The 23,588-nt window shown below is 55.1% G+C and carries 26 protein-coding genes; 24 read left to right on the top strand and 2 right to left on the bottom strand.

The features are described 5' to 3' along the window. The first annotated feature begins 24 nt into the window (after window positions 1-24). On the top strand, window positions 25-1,431 hold the full coding sequence (gene murJ / locus LOH54_RS04410) for a murein biosynthesis integral membrane protein MurJ (protein ID WP_231020685.1): 1,407 nt from the start codon (window positions 25-27) through the stop codon (window positions 1,429-1,431). Beyond that, window positions 1,418-2,818 (top strand): cysteine--tRNA ligase, encoded by a 1,401-nt coding sequence (gene cysS / locus LOH54_RS04405; protein ID WP_231020683.1) that lies wholly within the window; start codon window positions 1,418-1,420, stop codon window positions 2,816-2,818. The genes murJ and cysS overlap by 14 nt, the downstream gene beginning before the upstream one ends. A 27-nt stretch (window positions 2,819-2,845) precedes the next feature. Here the strand turns inward: cysS and LOH54_RS04400 are convergent, their stop codons facing one another. Next, entirely contained in the window at window positions 2,846-3,277 is a 432-nt protein-coding gene (locus LOH54_RS04400; RefSeq protein ID WP_231020681.1) for a hypothetical protein, read from the bottom strand. Window positions 3,278-3,410: 133 nt separating this feature from the next. On the opposite strand from LOH54_RS04400, the gene LOH54_RS04395 reads away from it, so the two are divergent. From LOH54_RS04395 to LOH54_RS04345, 11 genes are all read left to right on the top strand, one after another. Further along, window positions 3,411-3,968 (top strand): PAS domain-containing protein, encoded by a 558-nt coding sequence (locus tag LOH54_RS04395; protein WP_231020680.1) that lies wholly within the window; start codon window positions 3,411-3,413, stop codon window positions 3,966-3,968. Window positions 3,969-4,110: 142 nt separating this feature from the next. Next, complete coding sequence (locus LOH54_RS04390; protein WP_231020678.1) at window positions 4,111-5,460, top strand: magnesium transporter; 1,350 nt, start codon at window positions 4,111-4,113, stop codon at window positions 5,458-5,460. A 49-nt stretch (window positions 5,461-5,509) separates the two neighbouring features. Continuing rightward, window positions 5,510-6,568 (top strand): quinone-dependent dihydroorotate dehydrogenase, encoded by a 1,059-nt coding sequence (locus tag LOH54_RS04385; protein ID WP_231020672.1) that lies wholly within the window; start codon window positions 5,510-5,512, stop codon window positions 6,566-6,568. Next, window positions 6,565-7,869 (top strand): M16 family metallopeptidase, encoded by a 1,305-nt coding sequence (locus LOH54_RS04380; RefSeq protein WP_438273282.1) that lies wholly within the window; start codon window positions 6,565-6,567, stop codon window positions 7,867-7,869. The genes LOH54_RS04385 and LOH54_RS04380 overlap by 4 nt, the downstream gene beginning before the upstream one ends. Then, on the top strand, window positions 7,866-8,762 hold the full coding sequence (dapA, locus tag LOH54_RS04375) for a 4-hydroxy-tetrahydrodipicolinate synthase (RefSeq protein ID WP_231020668.1): 897 nt from the start codon (window positions 7,866-7,868) through the stop codon (window positions 8,760-8,762). The genes LOH54_RS04380 and dapA overlap by 4 nt, the downstream gene beginning before the upstream one ends. Next, the gene (locus LOH54_RS04370) at window positions 8,763-9,539 is read left to right on the top strand and encodes an enoyl-ACP reductase (RefSeq protein ID WP_231020666.1); all 777 of its coding nucleotides are present in this window, start codon (window positions 8,763-8,765) and stop codon (window positions 9,537-9,539) included. A 102-nt stretch (window positions 9,540-9,641) separates the two neighbouring features. Continuing rightward, window positions 9,642-10,196, top strand: coding sequence for a CDP-diacylglycerol--glycerol-3-phosphate 3-phosphatidyltransferase (gene pgsA / locus LOH54_RS04365; RefSeq protein ID WP_231020662.1), 555 nt, complete (start codon window positions 9,642-9,644; stop codon window positions 10,194-10,196). Beyond that, the gene (gene rseP, locus LOH54_RS04360) at window positions 10,193-11,245 is read left to right on the top strand and encodes an RIP metalloprotease RseP (protein WP_231020660.1); all 1,053 of its coding nucleotides are present in this window, start codon (window positions 10,193-10,195) and stop codon (window positions 11,243-11,245) included. Before pgsA ends, rseP begins: the two co-directional genes overlap by 4 nt. After that, window positions 11,242-11,919, top strand: a complete 678-nt coding sequence (locus LOH54_RS04355) for a YggS family pyridoxal phosphate-dependent enzyme (protein ID WP_231020648.1) — start codon at window positions 11,242-11,244, stop codon at window positions 11,917-11,919. The genes rseP and LOH54_RS04355 overlap by 4 nt, the downstream gene beginning before the upstream one ends. A gap of 251 nt (window positions 11,920-12,170) precedes the next feature. Further along, window positions 12,171-14,561: a hypothetical protein gene (locus tag LOH54_RS04350; RefSeq protein ID WP_231020646.1), complete on the top strand. Its 2,391-nt coding sequence runs from the start codon at window positions 12,171-12,173 to the stop codon at window positions 14,559-14,561. A gap of 265 nt (window positions 14,562-14,826) precedes the next feature. Next, window positions 14,827-16,059 carry a BaiN/RdsA family NAD(P)/FAD-dependent oxidoreductase gene (locus LOH54_RS04345; RefSeq protein ID WP_231020644.1) on the top strand — a complete coding sequence of 411 codons (1,233 nt, stop codon included), beginning with the start codon at window positions 14,827-14,829 and terminating at the stop codon, window positions 16,057-16,059. Here LOH54_RS04345 and LOH54_RS04340 read toward each other — a convergent pair. Next, a complete protein-coding gene (locus LOH54_RS04340) occupies window positions 16,056-16,325 on the bottom strand; it encodes an acylphosphatase (RefSeq protein ID WP_231020642.1) in 270 nt (89 codons plus the stop codon). The two genes, LOH54_RS04345 and LOH54_RS04340, sit on opposite strands and share 4 nt — an antisense overlap. Before the next feature lie 123 nt (window positions 16,326-16,448). On the opposite strand from LOH54_RS04340, the gene LOH54_RS04335 reads away from it, so the two are divergent. From LOH54_RS04335 to LOH54_RS04285, 11 genes are all read left to right on the top strand, one after another. Further along, window positions 16,449-17,003 carry a LemA family protein gene (locus LOH54_RS04335; protein WP_231020640.1) on the top strand — a complete coding sequence of 185 codons (555 nt, stop codon included), beginning with the start codon at window positions 16,449-16,451 and terminating at the stop codon, window positions 17,001-17,003. 6 nt (window positions 17,004-17,009) lie between these two features. Continuing rightward, window positions 17,010-17,975 carry a DUF3137 domain-containing protein gene (locus LOH54_RS04330; RefSeq protein ID WP_231020638.1) on the top strand — a complete coding sequence of 322 codons (966 nt, stop codon included), beginning with the start codon at window positions 17,010-17,012 and terminating at the stop codon, window positions 17,973-17,975. Window positions 17,976-18,038: 63 nt separating this feature from the next. Continuing rightward, window positions 18,039-18,548 (top strand): YtfJ family protein, encoded by a 510-nt coding sequence (locus tag LOH54_RS04325; protein ID WP_231020636.1) that lies wholly within the window; start codon window positions 18,039-18,041, stop codon window positions 18,546-18,548. Further along, window positions 18,545-19,402: an EI24 domain-containing protein gene (locus LOH54_RS04320; RefSeq protein ID WP_231020635.1), complete on the top strand. Its 858-nt coding sequence runs from the start codon at window positions 18,545-18,547 to the stop codon at window positions 19,400-19,402. Before LOH54_RS04325 ends, LOH54_RS04320 begins: the two co-directional genes overlap by 4 nt. A gap of 320 nt (window positions 19,403-19,722) precedes the next feature. Continuing rightward, complete coding sequence (locus LOH54_RS04315; RefSeq protein WP_231020629.1) at window positions 19,723-20,061, top strand: hypothetical protein; 339 nt, start codon at window positions 19,723-19,725, stop codon at window positions 20,059-20,061. A 101-nt stretch (window positions 20,062-20,162) separates the two neighbouring features. Beyond that, window positions 20,163-20,537 (top strand): hypothetical protein, encoded by a 375-nt coding sequence (locus LOH54_RS04310; protein ID WP_231020627.1) that lies wholly within the window; start codon window positions 20,163-20,165, stop codon window positions 20,535-20,537. A gap of 93 nt (window positions 20,538-20,630) precedes the next feature. Then, window positions 20,631-21,158, top strand: coding sequence for a DUF3859 domain-containing protein (locus tag LOH54_RS04305; RefSeq protein ID WP_231020625.1), 528 nt, complete (start codon window positions 20,631-20,633; stop codon window positions 21,156-21,158). A gap of 92 nt (window positions 21,159-21,250) precedes the next feature. Beyond that, entirely contained in the window at window positions 21,251-21,748 is a 498-nt protein-coding gene (locus LOH54_RS04300; RefSeq protein ID WP_231020623.1) for a P-loop nucleotide/nucleoside kinase family protein, read from the top strand. 31 nt (window positions 21,749-21,779) lie between these two features. Further along, window positions 21,780-22,034 (top strand): YciI family protein, encoded by a 255-nt coding sequence (locus LOH54_RS04295; RefSeq protein WP_231020614.1) that lies wholly within the window; start codon window positions 21,780-21,782, stop codon window positions 22,032-22,034. A 113-nt stretch (window positions 22,035-22,147) separates the two neighbouring features. Continuing rightward, window positions 22,148-22,651 carry a GNAT family N-acetyltransferase gene (locus tag LOH54_RS04290; protein ID WP_231020612.1) on the top strand — a complete coding sequence of 168 codons (504 nt, stop codon included), beginning with the start codon at window positions 22,148-22,150 and terminating at the stop codon, window positions 22,649-22,651. 31 nt (window positions 22,652-22,682) lie between these two features. Beyond that, complete coding sequence (locus tag LOH54_RS04285; protein WP_231020611.1) at window positions 22,683-23,405, top strand: aspartate/glutamate racemase family protein; 723 nt, start codon at window positions 22,683-22,685, stop codon at window positions 23,403-23,405. The last annotated feature ends 183 nt before the right edge of the window (window positions 23,406-23,588 follow it).

Here is a 23,588-nt window from a genome sequence, read left to right as displayed (position 1 = left end):
CTACGACCGGCAACGGGAAAGCCGATGTTTAAAGCCATATTCACCAACAGCTTCGGCATCCTCTTTTCACGCATCCTCGGTTTTGCACGCGATCTGCTGACCGCTTCGGTGCTGGGGGCGAACATTTACAGCGACATCTTCTTTATCGCTTTCAAGCTCCCCAACCTCTTTAGGCGCGTCTTTGCGGAGGGGGCGTTTACCCAGTCCTTCCTCCCCGCCTTCACCCGTTCGAAACACAAAGCCGTCTTTTCGGTCCATATTTTCCTCGTCTTCCTGGGGATCATTTTGCTTATGACCCTCGCGGTCAACCTCTTCCCCGCCCTCGCGGCCAAGGTGATCGCCCTGGGCTTCGATGCAGATACGGTGCAGATGGCCGCCCCCTACGTCGCCATCAACTTCTTCTACCTGCCGCTGATCTTCGCCGTCACCTTCCTGAGCACCTTCTTGCAGTATAAAAACCATTTCGCAACGACGGCCTTTGCGACGGGACTGCTCAACATCGCCCTGATCATAGCGCTGCTGCTGGCCCGCGGTGGCAGCGATGAGACCGTGGTGCTCTACCTCAGCTACGGGGTCGTCCTCGGCGGCTTTGCACAGCTCTTCGTCCACCTGCTCGCCATCCGAGGCCTGGGCCTCCACCGCCTCCTCACCGGCGGTATCCGCTACTACGGCCGCAAAGCCGCGAAAATAAGGGAGGAGACGCGCCGTTTCACCCGGGAGTTCTTCCCCGCCGTATGGGGGAACTCCACCGCGCAGGTCGCGGCGTTCCTCGACACCTGGCTCGCCAGTTTCCTCAGTGCCGGGGTCATCAGCTACCTCTACTACGCCAACCGCGTCTTCCAGCTGCCGCTGGCACTCTTTGCCATCGCCACCTCTATTGCCCTCTTCCCCAAGATCTCCCGTCACCTCAAGCATGACAACGAGGTGCAAGCCCGCGCCATGCTCGAGCGGGCCTTCTGGTTCCTGCTCTACCTGCTCAGCTTCGCCGCCGTCGGCGGCATCGTACTGGCCGCCGAGATCACCCAACTGCTCTTCGAACGCGGGGCTTTTGCAGCGGACGATACGAGCGCGACGGCGCTGATCCTGCAGATGTACCTCGTCGGCCTCATCCCCTTCGGACTTGGCAAGCTCTTTTCACTCTGGCTCTATGCCCAGCGCCGGCAGAGCGAGGCGGCGAAGATCGCGACCTGGAGCCTGGGAACGAACGTCGTGCTCTCCCTGGCCCTGATCGCCCCCCTCGGCGGGGCGGGACTGGCGCTTGCCTCGTCGCTCGGCGGCAGCGTCGCCCTCGCCGCCACGCTGCGGGCCGTGGGACGGGCCCACGTATCTGCTATAATTCGCCCAAAAAAAGGGCTGTGGTGGGCGCTTTCCCTTACGCTTTTCACCGCAGCCGTCCTCGTGTTCAAGGAGCTCCTGCATGCATATATTTGACAGTGTCACCAAGACCAAACGCCTCTTCGAACCGTTGATCCCGGGCAAGGTGTCGCTTTATGTCTGCGGCCCGACCGTCTACGACGACGCCCACCTGGGCCACGCCAAGAGCGCCCTCGTCTTCGACCTGCTCCGCCGCGTGCTTGAGGCCGAAGGCTTCGAAGTCACCTATGCCCGCAACATCACCGACATCGACGACAAGATCATCAACAAATCCCGCGAGGCGGGTATCTCCATCACGGAACTGACCGACACCTATACCGAGGCCTACCACCGCGACATGGCAGCGCTGGGGGTGCAGCGTCCCACCCTGGAACCCAAAGCAACCGAATCCCTCGAGGCGATGTTCGAGCTCATCGGGAAACTGCTCGACACCGGCCACGCCTACCAGACGAGCAACGGCGACGTCTATTTCGATACGGGGAGCGACAGCGGTTATCTGAGCATCTCCAACCGCCGCCAGGACGAAGCCGACACCCAGCAGCGCGTCGAGAGCTTCGGCGAGAAGCGCCATGCCGCGGACTTCGCGCTTTGGAAAGGGGTGAAGGACGACGCCGTCGCCTTTGATTCGCCCTTCGGCAAGGGGCGGCCGGGGTGGCACACCGAGTGTTCGGCGATGATCGAAAAACACCTCAGCACCCACATGGAATACGCTATCGACATCCATGGCGGCGGGGCCGACCTGCTCTTCCCCCACCACGAGAACGAGGCGGCACAGACCCGCTGCGCCACGGGGCACGAACTGGCACGCTACTGGATGCACAACGGTTTCGTGACGATCGACGGGGAGAAGATGAGCAAGAGCCTCGGCAACAGCTTCTTCATCAAGGATGCCCTAAAGGCCTATAGCGGCGAAGTGCTGCGCTTCTTTCTCCTCGGCACCCACTACCGCAGTGACTTCAACTTCAACGAGGAGGACCTGCTGGCCTCGAAAAAACGGCTTGATCGCCTCTACCGTCTGAAAAAGCGTCTCTTTGGTATGAAAGTGCTCGAGGAAAAAACGCCCTTCCAGGCTGCGCTGCTCGAAGCGCTGGGGGACGATCTCAACATCTCCAAAGCCCTGGCATTGCTCGATGAAATGATGGCCGCGGCCAACGAGGGGCTCGACGCCGATCCGAAGGACAAAGGGCTCAAACGCCGTATCCTCGCCGACCTCGCCTACGTCGAGGCGCTCCTCGGTTTCGGGACAATGAACCCCTATGAATATTTCCAGCACGGGATCGACGAGGAGACGAAAGCAACCATTGAAGGACTGATCACAGCGCGCAATGCGGCAAAACAGGCGAAGGACTTCGAGCGTTCCGACACGATCCGCGACGAGATCAGCGCCCTGGGGATCCAGCTGATGGACACACCGCAGGGAACCTTCTGGGAAAAGGCGGAGTAACCCCTCTCCCCACGGATGCTGCCGTTCTCAGCCGCGCAGCAGCTTAAGCCGCCCTTCCGCCGCTTCGAGTTTGTGGATGATCTTCCGCGTCAGCTCTTTAAGATCGCTGCTGTAACTGTTCGCCTTCTCCTGGTCCAGTTCGCTGAGCTTCGGCTGGCCGCCGAAAAGCTTTGAGACCAGCCCCTTCTCTTTCTGATAGAGCTCATAGATCTTATAGTACTCATCGTGCCACTGCTTGTGCAATGCCTCGATCTCTTCGACCAGCGACGCCCCCAACAGCTTTTTGAGCCCCTCTTCGTCCTCGCGCAGTGTTTTGTCGACCCCGCACTCCAGGTAGCTCGTCGCTACCGCATCCCCGTCCAGCGGGATTTTCTTGACCATCAACATCACTTTTTGCATTTCGCCGTTTTGGAGTTTTTTCGCCTGGGCAACGATCTGCAATGCATCATTTTTTTTCATATTAAAATCTCACTTTTACCTAGTGTCTCAGATTAGAAACAATTATAGTAGCTTAACGTTGAATTTATTTAACGATTGTTAAACTAGTTCAGTAACCGTAAATAACGGTACAAATTATCAAAAAGGTTATTTGATGTCAGGTTCTGTTAAAGATCGTATTGATCTCGACCCGAAAAAATATATTGTGAGCAAGACGGATCCTAAAGGGATCATCGAGTACGGGAACGACTACTTCGTCGAAATCTCCGGTTACAAAGAGAGCGAGCTCATCGGCCATCCACACAATATGATTCGTCATCCGGATATGCCGAAAGTCATCTTCAAAATGATGTGGGAACGTATCAAAAACAAGCATAACATTTTGGCCGTTGTTAAAAACCGTGCCAAAGACGGACGCCACTACTGGGTTATCACCGACTTTGAGCCGAAAACGGACAAGATCACCAATGAGATCGTCAATTACACCGCCTATCGTAAAGCGGCACCTGACAATGTCATCAAAGCCATTGAGCCGATCTACAAAAAACTGGTCGAGATCGAGAACGAGAGCGGTGTCGAAGGTTCGGAAAAATACCTGCGCGGTTTCCTCGAAGAGAAAGGGAAAAGCTACGACGAATTCATCAACGACCTTGTCGGTAACAAAGGGCTCTTCAAAATCTTTTTTGCGACCATGAAAAAACTTTTCGGGTAACCGAAACACCCGCACAGACCAGCGCCTCCAAAGACGCCGCGCTGCTGCGAAGGCTCCACACCTCCACCCCCCACGACAGAACATCTCCCAGACACCCAGGCATATCACCCTTTTTTCAGGATGGATTGCTACGATATAACTTATGAAGCCGAAGATCAAAAAGCATGTCGACCGCATCCACGCCATTGCCGGGGGGCATGAACGGTTCAACCCCACCGATACCGCCAAAAGCCTCGTCAAACTGCGCGGCTACGATGTTGGGCTTTTCTTTTCAAATCTGAGCAAACTCACCCATCAGCACCTGGGCGAGGTGCTGCTCGAGCTCCCTGCCGACGCATTCGCCGCCGCCGCGGAACGCCTCCCCCCGCACCGGCTGGCCCGGGCCGCCGAGGCGATCGAAAGTGACGAGGCGACCGACCTCATTCAGGATATCCGGCAAGCCGATGCCACTCTGGCGGAGAAGATCCTCTCGCTGATGGCCCACGAGGAGCGGCGGGAGGTCCTGGAGCTCTCCAAATTCGAAGAGGACCAGGCCGGAGCCTATATGGAGCGCGAGTTCCTTGCCGCCCACCCCGATGACACGGTCGCCGACGTGAAGACCCTGATCCGACTTTTCCGCCAGAACGAACCCGCCGCGCCGATCATCAAACTCTTTGTCACCGATGACGAAGGGCTGCTGCTCGGCACGCTCCACTTCACCGACCTGATCCTTTTCGACGACACGACGACCATCGAAGAGATCCTGCAGCGCGGCGACCGCAAAGCCCCCCTCTCGATCCGTCCCGCCTCGCCGATTGCGGATGTCGTCCGCCTCTTCGAGGAGTATGACCTCAATATCATCGCCGTCGTCAACAGCGAAGGCAAACTGATCGGCCGGATCGTCTACGACGACATCTACGACATGATCCGCCAGATCGAAACGGACCAGGCCTACGGTCTGGCCGGGGTCGACGACGAAGCCGAGGAGAGCTCGGTCTCCCGCGCGGCGCACCAGCGGCTCATCTGGCTCCTTTTTAATCTCGTCGCCATCCTGGCGGCCTCCGCCGTCATCAACCTTTTTGACGCGACAATAGCCTCCTATATCGCCCTGGCGGCCCTGCTGCCCATCATCGCCGCCCTCGGTGGCAATGCCGGGATGCAGGCGCTCACCGTCACGATCCGCAAAATCGCCCTGGGGGAGATTGAATACGACGGCGTCTCCGCCGCGGTAAAACGCGAAGCGCTGATCGTGCTCGCCAACGGCCTCTCCATTGCCGTCGTCGCGGCCCTGATTGTCTCACTCTGGTTCGGCGATGTCCGCCTGGGGGCCATCGTCGCCGGCGCGCTGCTTTTGAACCTCCTCGTCGCCGGGACGGCCGGCACCCTCATCCCCCTGGGCCTGCACCGGCTGGGGATCGATCCGGCCGTCGCCTCCTCCATTTTCCTGACGACGACCACCGATGTTTTCGGCTTTTTCATCTTCTTGTTCCTGGCCCAAACCTTCCTTCTTTAACTGACCGTAAATCATTATTAAGTATAATCCTGCCAAAAACAGGTACGTGATGATCGCATACGAATCCCTCAAACCGTGGCTTTTCAAACTCCAGCCGGAGACGGCCCACCACGTCGTAGCGACCCTGCTGCGCACGGCCAACGCCTGTCCGTCGCTCTTCAACCGCTGGCAGGAAAAGCACTTCGTCGCCGACCCGATCCTGAACCAGGAGCTCTTCGGGCGTACCTTCCCCAACCCCGTCGGTCTGGGAGCGGGCTTTGATAAAAACGCAACGATGATCCGCGGCATCCAGGCCCTCGGTTTCGGCTACACCGAGATCGGCACCGTCACGCCCCAGCCGCAGCCGGGCAATCCGAAACCGCGGATGTTCCGCCACGTCGACGAAGAGACGATCCAGAACGCCATGGGCTTCAACAACGACGGGATGTACAAAGTGCAGCAGCGCCTGAAAGCGCGCTACCCCTTCACGACCCCCATCGGCGTCAACATCGGCAAGAACAAAACGACGGAGGAGCAGAACGCCATCAGCGACTACACGCAGCTTATCCGCGGCCTGCATGATCTGGGCGATTACCTCGTCATCAATATCTCGTCGCCGAACACCCCCGGCCTACGCGACCTGCAGAACGAGACGTTCATCGCCGAGCTCTTCGCCGAGGCGAAGACGATCACCGACAAACCGATCCTGCTCAAAATCGCCCCGGACATAACCCCCGAACAGGCGGTAGCGCTGACGACCCTGGCCGTCGAGAAGGGTGCCGACGGGATCATCGCGACCAATACGACCATCGACTACTCCCTCGTGGCCCAGCCCAAAAGCATCGGCGGCCTCTCGGGCAAAGTCTTAAAGGAGAAGAGTTTCGCCATTTTCGAAGCCGTGGCGAAGGAACTCTTCGGTAAAACGGTGCTCATTTCCGTCGGAGGGATCGACAGCGCCGAGGAAGCCTACCGCCGCATCAAAGCGGGGGCTTCCCTGGTGCAGGTCTATTCGGCGCTGATCTTCAAGGGGCCGGAGCTCATCGGTGACATCAACCGTGGGCTCGCCGACCTGCTGAAGCGCGACGGCTACAGCAGCATCACCGAGGCCATTGGAGCCGACAGACGATGATCAGAACGGTTATCGCACTATTTTTCACCTTAGGAACGCTTATGGCAAATTCGCTGCCGTCTTATGAAACGCAGACACTGGAGAACGGGATGCAGGTCGTCGTCATCCCGATGCACAACGGCACCGGCGTCATCTCGACCGATGTCTTTTACAAAGTGGGAAGCCGCAACGAAGTGATGGGCAAGAGCGGCATCGCGCACATGCTCGAACACATGAACTTCAAATCTTCCGAACACCTCAAAGCGGGCCAGTTCGATGAAGAGGTCAAGAGCGTCGGCGGCGTCAACAACGCCTCCACCGGGTTCGACTACACCCACTACTTCATCAAAAGCTCCGCGGGGAATGCGGAAAAATCCATCTCCCTCTTCGCGGAGCTGATGGCCAACCTCAGCCTCAAAGACGAGGAGTTCCAGCCCGAACGCGATGTCGTTGCCGAAGAGCGCCGCTGGCGCACCGACAACAACCCACTGGGCTACCTCTATTTCCGTCTGTTCAACAACGCCTATCTCTACCACCCCTACCACTGGACGCCGATCGGCTTCATGAACGACATCCAGACCTGGACCATCGACGATATCCGCAACTTCCATGCGACCTATTACCAGCCGCAGAACGCGATTTTGATCGTCACCGGCGATATTGAGCCCGAGACCGTCTTTACCCTTGCAAAAAGCCACTTCGGTCCCGTCAAGAACAGCCGCGATATCCCCAAAGTGTTGGCAAAAGAACCGGTCCAGGACGGCGCCAAACGCGTCTTCATCGAAAAAGAGAGCGAAGTGGAGATGATCGCGATCGTCTACCACATTCCCGACTTCCGCCACCCGGACCAGCCGGCCCTCTCGGCCATCTCCGAGATGCTGAGCTCCGGCAAAAGCAGCCGGCTCTACAGCGAGCTTGTCGACAAAAAACGCCTGGTCAACCAGATCTATGCCTATAACATGGAGAACATCGACCCGGGCGTCTTTATCTTCATGGCGGCCTGCAACCCGGGCGTCAAAGCCGAGAGCGTTGAAGCAGCGCTGCACGAGCAGATCGAACAGATCAAGGCCCACCCCGTCTCCAAGGCGGAACTTGAAAAGGTCAAGATCAACACCAGAGCCGACTTCATCTTCTCTCTGGAGAGCGCCAGCTCCGTCGCCGACCTCTTCGGCGGCTACCTCGCCCGCGGCGACCTGAAGCCGCTGGAGACCTACGAGGAGAACATCGCCGCACTCACGGCCGAGCAGATCCAGAAGACGGCGCAGACCTATTTTGACGACAAACACTCCACGACCATTATTTTGAGAAAGGCAGAGCAATGAGCATTATCACCGGTTCCTCCACCGCGCTGATCACCCCGTTCAAAAACGGCAAACTCGACGAACAGACCTACGCGGCGCTGATCCAGCGCCAGATCGACAACGGGATCGATGTGGTCTGCCCGGTCGGTACGACCGGCGAGAGCGCGACCCTGACGGCGGACGAAGATATCCGCTGCATGGAGATCGCCGTCGAAGTGTGCAAAGGCACACAGACCAAAGTCCTTGCCGGTGCCGGCAGCAACGCAACGGCCGAAGCCATCACCACGGCCATCCGTGCCCGCGACTGCGGCGTCGACGCGATCTTCTCCGTCGCGCCCTACTACAACAAACCCTCCCAGGAGGGGCTCTACCAGCACTACAAGGCGATCGCCGAAGCCGTGCCGGAACTGCCGTTCATGCTCTACAACGTCCCGGGACGCACGATGTCCGACATCTCCGCCGATACGGTTGTGCGCCTCTTCAACGACCTGCCGAACATCTTCGGCATCAAAGAGGCGACCGGAAGCCTGGAGCGCACCGTCGAGCTGCTTTCGCGCTGCCCGGAGCTCAAAGTCTTCAGCGGCGACGACGCCATCGACTACCCCATCCTTGCCGCCGGCGGCGCGGGGATCACTTCGGTCACGGCGAACCTGCTTCCCGATATGAAGAGCGCCCTGGTCAAAAGCGCACTCGAAGGCGACTTCGCCACGGCACGCGCGCTTAATGAGCAGCTGCTGCCGATCAACAAGGTCCTCTTCTGCGAGGCCAACCCCATCCCGATCAAGGCGGCCATGTATATTGCGGGCCTTATCGACACCCTCGAGTACCGCCTCCCCCTTGTCCCGCCGTCCGCGGAGAACATGAAGCGCATCGAAGCCGTCATGAAAAACTATACTATTGTAGGAGTCAACTAAATGTCAGAAATGAAGGGCAAAACACTGGTCATCACCGGAGCAACCAAGGGGATCGGCAAAGCGATCGCCGAAAAGTTCGCCGCCAACGGTGTCGATATCGCCTTTACGTATAACAGCAACGAGGCCGTCGCGAACGAGCTCGCGGCCTCCTGGGAAGCTGCCTACGGCATCAAAGCACGCGCCTACGCCCTGAACATCCTCGAACCCGACGAGTTCAAACCCCTCTTCACCAAGATCGACGAAGATTTCGACCGGATCGACTTCTTCGTCTCCAACGCGATGATCTACGGCCGCCCCGTCGTCGGCGGCTACGGCAAGTTCATGCGCCTCAAGCCCCGCGGCCTGAACAACATCTACACCGCGACGGTCAACGCCTTCGTCATGGGGACCCAGGAAGCGGCGAAGCGGATGGAAAAGGTCGGCGGCGGCGCCGTCGTCACAATGTCCAGTACCGGGAATCTCGTCTACATCGAGAACTATGCCGGCCACGGTACGAACAAAGCGGCCGTCGAAGCGATGAGCCGCTACGCTGCCGTGGAGCTGGGCGAGATGAATATCCGTGTCAACGCCGTCTCCGGCGGTCCGATTGACACCGACGCCCTCAAAGCCTTCACCAACTACGAAGAGGTCAAGGCCGAAACGGTCAGACGCTCCGCGATCGGCCGCATGGGACAGCCCGAAGATATCGCCGGCGCCGTCTACTTCCTCTGTACGGAAGAGGCGAGCTGGATCACCGGCCAAACGATCGTCGTCGACGGGGGTACCACTTTTAAATGATGTACACGACAAAGGAACCAAGTCCCTTTATCTACGTTAACACTGGGTTCGCTTCGGCAGCGGGCCCGCGCGCAGTTTTACCGCGCCTAGAAGGACAAAACCTTGTTTAACCTGCCCAACTCTTTGGCACTGTCGCGCATCATCATCGCGCCGCTGATGTTCTGGATCATCCTGAACCCACAGTTCTTCACTGTGCAGGGGATCGACATCAGCTGGAACTACTACTTCGCCGCCCTGCTCTTCGTGCTCGCCAGCGCCACCGACTTCTTTGACGGTTACATCGCACGCGAACTCGACCAGATCACGATGACGGGCAAGATCCTCGACCCCCTGGCGGACAAGATGCTCATTCTCGCCGCCTTCCTTGGGCTGATGATGACCGATGCCGCCTCACCGTGGGCCATCTATATCATCATCGTACGCGAGCTCTTCATTACCGGGTTGCGGACCGTCTCCATTACGGAAGGGATCGACATCGCCGCCTCTTGGGCCGGCAAGGTCAAAACGGTTGCGCAGATGTTCGCCGTCGGATTCCTGTTGATGCACTGGCCCGGCGGGGAGATCCTGCTCTGGATCGCCGTCGTCCTCACCGTCTACTCCGGGGCCGAGTACGTCGTCGGCTTCGCCCGCACCTACGCAAGGCACCACGCGGCATGAGCTGGTTAGTCTCCCTCCTCGTCCTCTCGGCGCTGATCTTCTTCCATGAGCTCGGGCACTTTGCCGTCGCCCGCCTTCTGGGGGTCTATGTCGAGGTCTTCAGTATCGGCTTCGGCCGCAAACTGGCCAGCTTCCGCGCCTTCAGTACCGAATGGCGCATCGCGGCGATCCCCCTGGGTGGCTATGTCCGCATGAAGGGCCAGGACGACAGCGACCCCACCAAAACGAGCCCCGACCCCGACAGCTACAACAGCAAATCGCCCCTGCAGCGCATCGCGATCCTGCTCGCCGGCCCGGCGGCCAACTTTGTGCTGGCCTACGTGCTTTATTTCCTGATCGCCCTCGGCGGACCTCAGGTCCTCTCCCCGGTCATCGGCAGCATCGTCGAAGCCTCCCCTGCAGCAGAAGCGGGCCTCAAAGAGGGAGACCGCATCCTCGCCATCGATGGCAAAGCCGTCACGACGTGGGATGAAATGTCCGACACCGTCAAGCAGGCCGAGAAGACGCTTTACCTGCAGATCGAACGCGACGGCATGGTCGAAGAGGTTGCCGTAACGCCGAAGATGACCGAAACGCAGAACATGTTCCGCGAGACCGTCTACCGCCCCATGGTCGGTATCGGTTCCGCCGGGGAGACCCATGCACTGGATCTGGGACTCGCCGGGGCGCTCGGCTACGCTGCGGCGGAGACCTGGCAGGCCTCCAAGCTGATCTTTATCAGCCTGGAGAAGCTCATTACCGGAGCCGTGCCGACCTCCGAGCTCGGCGGCGTCGTCACCATCGTCAAGATCACCGCCGACGCCAGCGAGAGCGGCTGGATGGCCGTCTTTTTCTTCGCGGCGCTTATCTCGGTCAACCTCGGCGTCCTGAACCTGCTGCCGATTCCCGCCCTCGACGGCGGCCATATCATGTTCAACCTCTACGAGATGGTGATGCGGCGCGCCCCGAGCGAGGCGGTACTGATGAAGCTCACCATCGCGGGCTGGGGGATTTTGCTCGGGCTGATGAGCCTCGGACTCTATAACGATATCAACAGGTTGATGCAATGACACAGACAGAGTATAAAATTTACATCGACAAGATCGTCGAACGGATCGAACGGGCACGCATCCTCGTCAGCGAGCACCACATCGTCAAAGTGGTCGCCGTCAGCAAGTACGTCGATACCGAGGCGGTCAAATCCCTTTACGAGATCGGTCAGCGCGCCTTCGGCGAGAACAAGGTCCAGGACATGAAGTTGAAGATGGATGTGCTCGACGACCTTCCGCTCGAGTGGCACTTTATCGGGAGCCTTCAGAAGAACAAGATCAACCAGCTGATCGACCTGGACCCTTTCTTGATGCAGTCGCTCCACTCCCTCGAACTAGCCCAGGCCCTCGACAAGCGTCTGGAGGCCAAAGGCAAAACGATGGAGTGCCTCCTGCAGATCAACAGCGCCAAAGAGGAGACGAAGTCCGGCGTCATGCCCGAAGAAGCAGGCGACGTCTACGCGCAGATCGCGGAGAGCTGTCCGCGCATCGACCTGCGCGGTGTCATGAGCATCGGGGCCCATACCGAAAACAACGACCATATCAAACAGAGCTTTGAGACGACCCGCAAGATCTTTGACGGGCTCAAAGGGGCAGAGATCTGCTCCATGGGAATGAGCGGCGATTTCGAACTGGCGATCGCCTGCGGATCCACAATAGTTCGCCTCGGTTCCCTTCTTTTTCCCGGGCGCTGAGGCGCCAACCTTTACTTTTTTTTAACAAAACTCCTCAATATCTTTTAAAAATACGTATTTAAAAATAGGCAATAATTATCACCTTATCATCACGTATTATTTTTTCGTAACGGAACCATAAGCAGTAAATATAGTATTTTCTTATTTTTATCACACGTTCATCACAGTCCCTTTTAAGTTTTTTCCCTTTAAAGATAGATTAAAAAAACAAATGCAAAACTAACGGGATTTCTATCACTGAGGAGTACATGATGAATCGAAAACTTCGTGGCGTTTCTGTTTTAACGGCAGCAGCGCTCACCCTGGCTGCACTGTCAAGTACGACATCGGCTTCTGTCAAAGACTATGACAAGAATCCGCCGTTTAGTATGACCTTGCTCAAGCCGACTGAAATGAAAATCGGTGGAAAGAAAGTAAAAGCTTACAATCCGAAAAACGATATCAATGCGTTCGTCAACTATGAGTTGGGTATGCACTGTGTCGGTTTTGAGATGAGCTACTGCTGTGTCATTCCGCCTTATAACTCAATCCAGTCCCAGGCTGTAAAATCCGGTACCAACGGCGCACTGCCGAAACTGCTCACACCGGATGACAAAGTCAAGCTCTATTACTATACGAAAGACAACTCTTATAGTGAAGGCAACAAGATGAAGTACTGGTCTGTCGCGAAAGACGTCGACGGCAACGGCCGTATGGACGACCCGGGCGACAACGTGGCCAACTACGTCTGGAAGCACCTCTTTATCTATAAAGATCTTGAAGGTACGATTCCTAAAGGTGCTACGGCGAAAGACCGCCTCTTTGTCGGTAAAGACATTAAAGTACCTATCGATTCCGGTCCGTCCGGCAAACACATCGCCGGCGGTTACCTCGAGTATTCCGGTAAAGACGGTAGCAACGTCGTCTTCACGAACACACTGGTTCCGCCGGTCCAGAACATTCCGCTCGTTCTGACGGCATCACACCTGTGGGATGCACTGGGTCTGCCGCTGACGGCGTTCAACGACTCTACACGCAGAGGGACGATCCGTTCCGTTACCGAAAAAGATTTCCAGCCGTTCCAGAAGTCTGCGGTTCAGGTTCATGACCAGAACGGTCGCCCGCTTATGGATGAAAACGGTCAGATTATCGAGTATTTCGGTACCAACCCGGTTGATATCCCGAACTGTTATGCATGTCACTCCCGCCAGGGTAAAGCTGCCCAGATGGCACGCGACGAAGGCCTCAATGCCAGCGACCGCGAATACGCTTACTGGAAAACATACCCGGATGAGAGTGAATACATGGCTCGCCTCAGTGAAGCATCCATCAACATTCTCTCACTGCACGACGCACACCACGGTACATCATTCCTGAAGTACTACAACGACAAAGCCTCTTCCAACCGTCTGGGTCAGACCGGTGAAGTCAACTGTGCCGACTGTCACGGTGACAACGTTTCCGGTAACCTCGAGGAACCGCGTCCGGGTGCAACAGGCTACAAGACTGTCAAGGCTAAAACGCTCACAGAAGCAATCCACGGTTTCCACCTCTCTATGGTTCCGATGCCGGATGCAGCTGGCCGTTCACAAGCATGTCAGTCCTGTCACCCGACACACTTCCAGAACCCGAGCATGAACGACGATACGAACCCGTACCGTGTTGCTGACCGCTACGGTGAAGGCCGTTTCTCTGAAGGCGATGTCCGTACAAGCGGTGGTGGTTGTTATGTCCGCCGTGACGCGCACTCCAACCCGGATGCCAAACCGCCGTTCTTCCTGAACGAATACGGTAAATTCCAGCTCAACGAAGTCGCACACAAAGATGAGAACGGTGAGCGTGTTTCCAAAATGCGCGGTCTGTACTGTACGAACTGTCACACGAAAGTCGCGCAGAAAATGCAGGCACTGGATGACCTCAAAACGGTTCAGACCCTTGAAGGTAAATCCATCCGTAACAAATCTCTCAAAGAGATCGTCAGTGCAGTTGCAGGCGGCGACATGAAGAGATTCGTAGCGATCGCAGACCCGAAAACAACCGGCGACAACGAAGTTATGAAGTACTATACAGACCATGAATCTGCTGTCCTCGTCAAAAACGTCGCGAAAGACGGTCTTGACCTGAAACCGTGGAACCACCCGACTGGCGGCGCGGTACCGTATGCAGCGGCATCCGGCGGTAACGACTGGTGGCTGGCAGCGGGCGAACCGCACTGTGCAGACTGTCACATCGCTCCGTTTGTTGAAAGTGAAGGCGGTCAGTACTTCCCGATCGACCAGAACAACAAACTGTCTCTGTTCCGCTACTCTAAAGCACACGGCGACCTGGCTTGTCAAACGTGTCACGAGTCCACACACGGCCTCTACTCTACACGCTACGACGGACCGAACCGCACGGTTGACATTACGACGCATGAGCAGGCGCTGCAGTACAGCCCGGACGGCGAATATGCAGGCCCGGTTACATGTTCCGCATGTCACACGGTCAACAAGAAAGGTGTACCGGTTCAGCTCGAAGGCACCGCGTATGCTGACGACTACTGGGCTTCTGTCACCCTCGCTCACTTCATGAGAAGCGGCGATCAGAAACTTTCTGTCAAAGAACTGGTCGAGAAGTATCCGTATAACAAATCGACTCAGATCGTCAAAGACGGCTGGAATTAATCCAGACCGTTTAACCATACGCCAAAGGAGCTAAGCCCCTTTGGCTACGCTAATCCCCCACGGGGACTTCTTCGCCCTGCTCAGGGCGCGCAAGTTTTACTCGGCGTAATGCCCACACTCCGAAAGTATTTCCTCCGCTGCACGTGCAGTATAACCGCGCTTCTTTTTTCTCAAAACTCACCTAAACCAAATCTATCAGACCACTCAACAGCTTTTCATCGCCTATCTAACCCGAAACTAACCCGATAGCCACTACAATCCCTTTATGAGTACGATCGCAATTATCGGCGGCGGCGCCGCGGGACTTATGGCGGCCATTACGGCGGCGGAACAGGGTGCAGAGGTCACGGTTTACGAGCAGAACGGCGAACCCGGCAAAAAAATCCTCGCCTCGGGGAACGGCCGCTGCAACATCATCAACCGCGCGACCGGCATCAAAGATTATGAGGGGGAAGCCCCCGCCTTCGCGGCAACGGCACTGGAGACGATGAACTTCGCCGCGTTCGAACGTTTCTGCAAACGTATCGGGCTGCTGCTGGAGGTCAAAGAGGATGGCAAATGCTACCCCATGAGCCAGGAAGCCCGTACCGTACAGTCCGCACTGATCCGGGCGGCGCAGCACCGGGGTGTGCGGTTTGAAAACAATGTCGCCGTCACCCGCATCGAAAAAGAGGGTAAGCTATTTGTCCTGTCAGTTTTGGAGGAGACACGCGGATATGAACGCCTGATCATCGCGACAGGCTCCCCCGCCGCGCCGCAACTGGGCGGCAACGAAAGCGGCATGACCATGGCCGAGCATTTCGGCCACCGCATCGTTCCCCCCTTCCCCTCCCTGGTGGGGCTGCACCTGGAGTCTTCGAGGCTGGAGAAGATGGCCGGGACCAAGACGACGGCACGGGTGACGCTGCTCGTTGACAACCAGCCCCTCCGGGAGGAGGAAGGCGACCTGCTCTTTACCCGTTACGGCGTCTCAGGCTTCGCCGTCCTCGACCTCTCCCACGCCGCCTCCAGGGCCCTGCGCGATTTTGAATACGTCACGCTGAGAGTAGACCTGCTCCCCCGCTTTACCGCGCAGTCACTGGCGGCGCAGCTCGAACAGATGGCAAAGTTGATCCCCGACGACACCCTTGCCGACCTGCTGGGCGGGCTGCTGCCGCGCAAACTGATCCGCCCCCTGCTTCAGGCCCAAAAACTCTCTGCGGAGCAGCGCTGCAGTGAGCTCAACACCAAAACGGCCAAGAAGATCGCCTATATCATCAAACAGTGGCCGTTTACGGTCAGCGGCACCCACGGCTACCAGCATGCCGAAGTCGCCGGCGGCGGTGTCGCCACGGACGAGATCGACCCCAAGACAATGGCATCGCGCAAGGCGGAGGGGCTCTATTTTGCCGGGGAGGTCATCGACATTACCGGGCACCGCGGGGGGTTCAACTTCCACTTTGCCTGGGGAAGCGGCTACCTGGCAGGCCTGCATGCCGCCAAGACATCCCGCTCCTAGCGCTGTTCGAATCCTCCTTCGAACAGCTCTTCGATGATGTCATAAGAGACGTTGTCGACCACGCTGAGCGGCGATCCCTCCCAAAGCAGCCGTTCGAACTGGTCGAAACAGTCATCGTTCGGGCAGCTGACGGCCGCTTCGACACTGCCGTCGCTGCAATTACGGATATAGCCGCTCACTCCCGCCTCTTGGGCAAGCTGCTGGATGGTCGCACGGTACCAAACGCCTTGCACCCTGCCCCGGATCGCGTATAGTCTGCTCTGCATCATCTCCCCCTTTTTGTTTATTGTAGCGGCAGACGCGTTGTGTTTTACTTATCCCGACGCTATGGCGGATTCCCGCCCGATTTTCAGTACAATAAACGATATTATTTCCATCGGAGTACCGCCATGACCGCACTCATCATCCTCGCCGTCGTCATCGTCATCATCGTATTGATGTACAACAGCCTTGTTGCCAAAAAGAACCAGGTCGACAACATTTTTGCCGGGATCGATGCCGTGCTGAAGAAACGCTACAACCTCATCCCGAACCTTGTCAGCTCCGTGCAGCAGTACATGCAGCACGAGCGGGGGATTTTGGAGAAGGTCACCGAACTGCGCTCTCAGGCGATGAAACCAGGGATTTCCGACGAACAGAAGATCGCCCTGGACAAACAGATCACCTCCGCGCTGGGCAGCATCATGGTCGCGGTGGAGAGCTACCCCGATCTCAAGGCCAACACAAACATCATGCACCTGCAGCGCACCCTCTCAGAAGTCGAAGCCCAGATCTCCGCCGCCCGCCGTGCCTACAACCAGGCCGTGACGGACTACAACAACGCCATTGAGATGATCCCGACGAACATTCTCGCCAACATGATGAATTATCGCCGAAAACAGGTCTTCGAGATCACCGAGGATGAACGCAAGAACGTCGATGTCGGAGCCCTTTTCAAACAGTAATCCCTAATGAAAAGTGCATCGGAACTCACTGATTTCTACTATACGGAGCTTTATGACTCCCTGCAAGAGCTGGAGCAGAAGCGCAACGCGGTCCGCAAGAAGGTCCTGACCCTCTTTGGCATCCTCGGAGCGCTCTCCCTGCTCATCATCGGCTTTATCTACAACAGCTGCCACTGCTTTAACGAATCGTTCATCTGGGTCGGCGTCGGGGCGACCGCCATCGGTGGCTTCGGTTTCCGTTGGCTCATCAGCGGCTACCGCAGCGGGTTCAAAGAGAAGATCATCCGGCCTCTGATCGAAGCGATCGAAAAGGAGCTGCATTACGCCCCGGACGCGGCCATCCCCCAGTCGCTCTTTCAGTTCTCCCACCTCTTCGAGCAGCGCATCGACCGTTTCCGTGGCAACGACCTCGTGCGCGGTACCCTCGACGGCGTCTCGCTGCAGTTCTCCGACATCCATGCCGAGCACCGCAGCCGCGACTCCAAAGGGCGGGAGCACTGGTCCACGATCTTCCAGGGGCTCTTCATTGTCGCGGACTTCAACAAACACTTCAAAGGGCGCACCCTCATCCTCCCCGACCTGGCCGAGAACCTTTTCGGCTCTTTTATCGGGGGGATGCTGCAGTCGCGCAACTTCACCAAGGACCAGCTCGTCAAGATGGACGACCCCGCCTTTGAGAAAGCCTTCGTCGTCTACGGCACCGACCAGATCGAAGCGCGCTACATTCTCACGCATACGATGATGCAGCGGCTGCTCAAACTGAAGAAGGATACGGGCAGCAAGGTCTACGTCTCCTTTAACGGCGAGAAGATCATGATCGCCGTCGACTACGACAAGGATCTCTTCGAACCGACGGTCTTCCAATCCCTCCTCTCCATCGATCAGGCCATGGGCTACATCCGTACCCTGCGTTCCTCCATCGGGATCGTCGAGGAGCTGAAGCTCAACGAAAAGCTCTGGAGCAAGGTCTGAATATAGGCATTTGATCCCAAGCCTTTCCATGCTAGAATCTTATAAATCTCGCAAAGGACCCCTATGAAACTTCTCCTCTCCCTTTTCGCGCTCACGCTCAGCCTGATGGCCCTGCAAACCGGCCAGCCCCTTCCGGCGCTTGCTCTGCAGGGCGACGACGGCGGCAAAGTCGACGGCACGCCTTGGAACAGCGACGAGCTCAAAGAGAAAGTCCACGTCATCTTCTACGTCGACCCGGACGAGAAAGACCTCAACAACCCCTTCTCCGACGCCTTGAAGGCCGAGGACTTCGACCGCAGCCGTTTCGCCTCCGTCGCCATCATCAACATGGAGGCGACCTGGCTGCCGAATTTCGCCATCGCCAAATCGCTCAAAGCGAAGCAGGAGAAGTTCCCGGATACGATCTACGTCAAAGATATGCACAAGAAAGGGGTCTCCGCCTGGAAGGTCGCCGATGACAACTCCGACATCATCATTACGGACAAAAGCGGCAACGTCCTCTATCTCTATGAGGGAGAGGTACCGCAGAGCAGCTTTGGCGAGATCATCTCCCTGATCAAGGAACACATGTGAACGAAACGCTCTGGTCGGTAAGCATCCGCGACTTTTTTACGAAGCGGATGCTCCAGTTTGCCCTCATCCCCTTTTTCGGGACTGTGCTCGTGATGTACGTCCTCTTCTTCGGCGCGGCGAGCGCCGGCCTGGACGCCCTTGAACAGAGCACCCTGCAGGTCGAACAGCACCAGCAGACGCAACAGAACGGCGTGCTGGAGACGCAGAGCGAGACGACAACGGTTGAAGGCGGCTCGGCTATTTTGCGCTTCTTGATGGAGCACACCGTCACCTCCTGGCTGGTCAGTTTCATCGTCTTTACCGTCGGCGGCATCGCGACGTTCATCCTCGCCATGTTCGTCGCCCTTGCCATCATCGGCTTTCTGACGCCTTACATCGTGCGGGAGATCCACGCGCGTCACTACAGCTACCTGCCGCTGGAACACCACGGCTCCATCGCGGGCATCCTCCTCGCCTCGCTGAAGCACGTCGTCATTATGCTGCTGCTCTTTTTGGTGCTCACGCCCTTCTATTTCGTACCGATGCTGAACCTCGTCGCCTTCAACCTCCCCTTTTACTACCTGTTCCACAAGCTCTACCTGCTCGACGTCGCCTCGGAAACGACGACGAAGGAGCGTTTCAAGCTGATCATGGCCTTCCACGGTGGGAAAATAAGAATGACGACCCTGGGACTCTACCTGCTCTCGCTGGTCCCCTTCGCCGCCTACATCACCCCCGTCTTCAACGTCATCGTCCTTACGCACTCCATGTTCCGCAAAAGTGTCGAGGTCGAAGCGCACCACGAAAGCGTCACAGCTGCGAAAAGCGCTGTAGACAAAATCCCGAACGGCTCTAAGGACGCGCTGCCGTCGTAACTTTTCTCCTATTTCAAAAGTCCTGCGGGCTTTTGATGCTCTCTTATATTAACTCCTTTACAATCATGACTTTCTCCTTAATATCGAACGCTGCTGGTAGACCTACACGTAGTCAATCTATCCCCAGATCACGATCATTGCTCTACAGTTATTTTTACCAATAGCACTCCAAAAGGTTTAATATATTGTATATTGTTATTATTTACCAGGTTTTTCTAACCAATAATGTTCTATAGTACTCTGAAATGTAAGCTGATTAATGGTTGGGTGCCAATAGCATGGAAACACACGTAGAGTTTCGTTCCAGTCTCGTTTCTTCGGTGAAAGAACTTGCAACTGTATTGTTCGAACAGCTAAAGCAGGAAGGTATTCAAGTCAGGGCTCCTTTCAGTGAGGACTGGGGATGGACGATTCCAATATGCAATGATGCATTCCCAATTTGGATTGGCTGCGGCCATTGTGAGGAGTACGTCGATGGCTTTCTCTGCTTCATCGAACCAAGAAAGCCGTACGTTAGAAAATTCCTTTTCAAAAAAATTCCAACTGCACAAGAGGTTGAGACTATACAAAAAGCCCTTAGCAAAGTGCTTGCTCAAAATGAAGAGATCTACAACATCAAGTGGTGGACGGAATATGACTTCAACCATCCAAGTATCTAACAAGCATAGAAACTCAAGAAACGATACTGGGACATAAGCTATAGCAACCTATTCCATAACTATTTTGCGGTTAAACAAGATAGCAACTCAAAGGATACCAGATGCATTTTTTCGCACTTCTTATTTTAATACTTCTTCCTATTGCTGCAATTGCTGAAACTATGGAGACATCAGAAATCATTTTATCCATTATAAATGCCTCTGATAATGATGAACAAATATGTCGAAGGGCAAAAGAAATGACAGATGGCAATATGACAAAAGAACAGTGCTTTGAGAAATTGCCCGCATCAAAAGAATTTTGTGCCGAGACAGTAAACAATTTTATTGGCATGTATGTCACGGATGAAGAAGTAGCAAGATATGTCGTTCGAAAAATTATTTTCTGCCAAGTTTGGACCGTGCTTGGATATGAAACGGTTGTGGATGACAAAGGAATTCACTATGTCAAGAAAGAAGGAGGTGTACTGCCATAGCGCATTTGCCAACAAGGCACAGGAGACCAATCAAAAACCAGCAGGCGGCTTTTTGATTGCCCATTTTAAACGTTATATTAAAAAGGAAAATAATTGAAAAAGAATATACTCATACTGATTCTTCTGACGATGATATCAGTAATAAATGCCAGTGCTTTTAATAACCCCAGTGGGTCTATAAAATCTTTCCTACTCGTACACAGTTACCTCAAAAAAACAGGTGGTTCGCTCTATCAAGATGAATCAAGGGTATCGGGACTTGTGAACGATGATACATACAAAATTGAATTAATAGCACCAAATGTGTGGACAATTCCCAATAAACTTGGGACAGGTTTCGTGTTAGGTGTAAGGTTCTATGATATTCCACAAAACGTCCAAAGCCTGGAATTACGCGTAAACTTTCCTGAAATGACTCTCCCCACTGGAGAAAAGCGTTCAAGTATAAAACGTCCCATAGATATTTCAGGGCATAAAGGAAGCTATGACTGGTTTTTTGAATATTATTTCGACGCCGCTTATGAAACTAACCCTGGGGATTGGACGATACAGATTTATTCTAATAGCGTCTTATTGCATAAATCACAATTTGAAGTCGTTCAAAGCAATACTATTGAATAGAAGGAATATGACAATCCAAAGAAGACCACTCAAAAACTAGCAAGCGGCTTTTTGATTGCTCATTTCAAACGTTATACAGTGAAGAAGGGATCATGAAAGAAAAAGGAACTCTCACTTTTTTCTGCGGAAAGATGGGTGCCGGAAAATCGACGAAATCAAAAGCCGTGTCAGCTGAAAAAAATGCAGTGCTTCTGTCCGAAGATGATTGGCTATCATCGCATTACCCCGGACAGATCAACTCATTTGACGACTACCTGAAATTTTCCATGATGATCAAGCCGTTTGTGAAATTGCATGTGCTGCAGATCATCAATACGGGCACGAACGTGGTGATGGATTTTCCGGCGAATACGGTTAGGCAGAGAGCGTGGTTCAAACAGCTCTGCAGTGAAGCTTCGTGCGAACATGAGCTGATCTTTCTCGACGTGAGCAACGAACAATGCTTATCTCAGATTGCAAAACGCCGAACCGAGCAGCCGGAACGGGCGCAGTTCGACAATGAAGCGGTGTTCAACCATGTCACCCAGTTCTTCGAGGCTCCAAGTGAAGACGAAGGGCTCAATATCCTACGTCTGGCAGGAAAGGCTTAATCTATAATGCAAACCAAAAAAAGGAATTTAAGTGTTTAGATATCTCATTACAACGTTTCGCACACCCCAGTTCGACCCGTCAGTCATTGAGGCGCATTACGCTTTTCTCGATGACCTGAGACAACGAGGCAAACTTGAACTTGCCGGTCCGTTTACGGACAAGAGCGGCGGTGCATACTTGATTAAGGCTGACAACCTTGAAGAGGCCGAGGCCATAGCGTTCAGTGACCCGGTGCATACTTCTAAGTCATCCATCGTTACCGTCTACGAATGGAACGCAAAATGAGTCAAACAAATACTGGGGAACCCAATCAAAAACCCGCGAGCGGCCCAACGCGTTAAACTGCTAAAAGCGGGGTTTGGAATATATATTTTTAGATATTGGTCAAAGAAGAAAGAATGGAATTTGTCATTAAAGACTTTGAAACGAAATACGCCGATAGCCTGAACAACCTGGCATTAGAAGCTTTTGGCGAGTATCGAAACGCCTATAATGATTGGCCCGCATTCTCGAAAAAAATCAGTGATATGGCTTCTTTTGCAGATCATGCGGAAATCATTGTAGCAACGCAGAGTGACGCACTTGTCGGGGCCGTAGTGTACGTCGGTCCCGACCGACCGAAATCCGATATCTTTGCCAGCGATTGGGCCGTACTGAGAATGCTGGTGGTTGCTCCCCAAAACAGAGGTCTTGGCATCGGAAAAGCGTTGACGCAGGAGTGCATTCAAAGAGCCGTGCGGGACAACGCGTCGCATATCGGCCTGCACACGAGTCCCGTCATGAAAGTCGCACTTCCCATGTATTCGCGGATGGGGTTTGTCAAACAAACAAATGTGGCCGACATCTACGGAGTCCCTTATGCCGTCTATGCAAAAAACGTCTCATCCCAAAGCAAAAAATGAAAGCAAAAACAGTAGCGAATGAGGGGGCTGCATGAAGACGATCGGTCTCATCGGCGGCGTAAGCTGGGAGTCGTCGTCTGAGTATTACCGCCTGATCAATCAGGCTGTCAAGTCGCAGCTTGGAGCTCTGCACTCTGCCGAACTGGTGATGTACAGCCTGGACTTCGAACCCGTCGCCCGGCTCGAGCACGATGAGGAGTGGGACCGGTTATCCGAAGTTCTTGGCACTGCAGCGCATAAGCTCGAACTAGCTGGAGCGAGCTTCGTTCTGATCGCATCCAATACGCTGCACAAAGTTGTTCCGCAGGTACAGCAGCAACTCGGTATTCCGATCGTACATATTGCAGATGCGGTGGCGGAAGCGGTCGCTAGTGCGGGAGTTTCCACGCTAGGACTGCTCGGGACGAACTTCGTTATGGAACAGGCTTTTTACCGGGAGCGGTTGGAGCGGCATGGACTTAAAATCATCACTCCTCCCAAAAAAGCGCGAGACTTTATTCATAACGTGATTTATGGAGAGCTTGCTTTGGGTGACATACGCCAGACGTCGCGCACCAGGATACTTGAAATGATCGGGGATCTGAAGAACGAGGGCGCAGAAGGTATAGTTCTGGCAAATACCGAACTGCCGTTATTGATCCGTGCCGCAGAGATCCCCATGACCCTATTTGATTCTATGGCTATTCACATTGACAAGGCCGTTGCACTGGCGCTTGGAACGGAAGCTGTCCAACAGATGGAGACCAAGCAGTAACCCGCATTTGGTCACCCTTGTCATACTGCTTGATCTGGCAGCTCTATTCGTACTCGTCAACGAAGCTCTGATGTGTTGAATACAACAGAAAGTTTTCAAAGCAATTTTTTTCCTCCTCCCATACACCACTATCCATTATTTCCGGCACTTTTGACGAATAACACTGCTATCCGCTTTGTCTCC

The sequence above is a fragment of the Sulfurimonas sp. HSL-3221 genome (genome assembly GCF_021044585.1).
GTDB classification, from domain to species: domain Bacteria; phylum Campylobacterota; class Campylobacteria; order Campylobacterales; family Sulfurimonadaceae; genus Thiomicrolovo; species Thiomicrolovo sulfuroxydans.
This window is presented reverse-complemented; position numbering and strand designations above follow the sequence as displayed.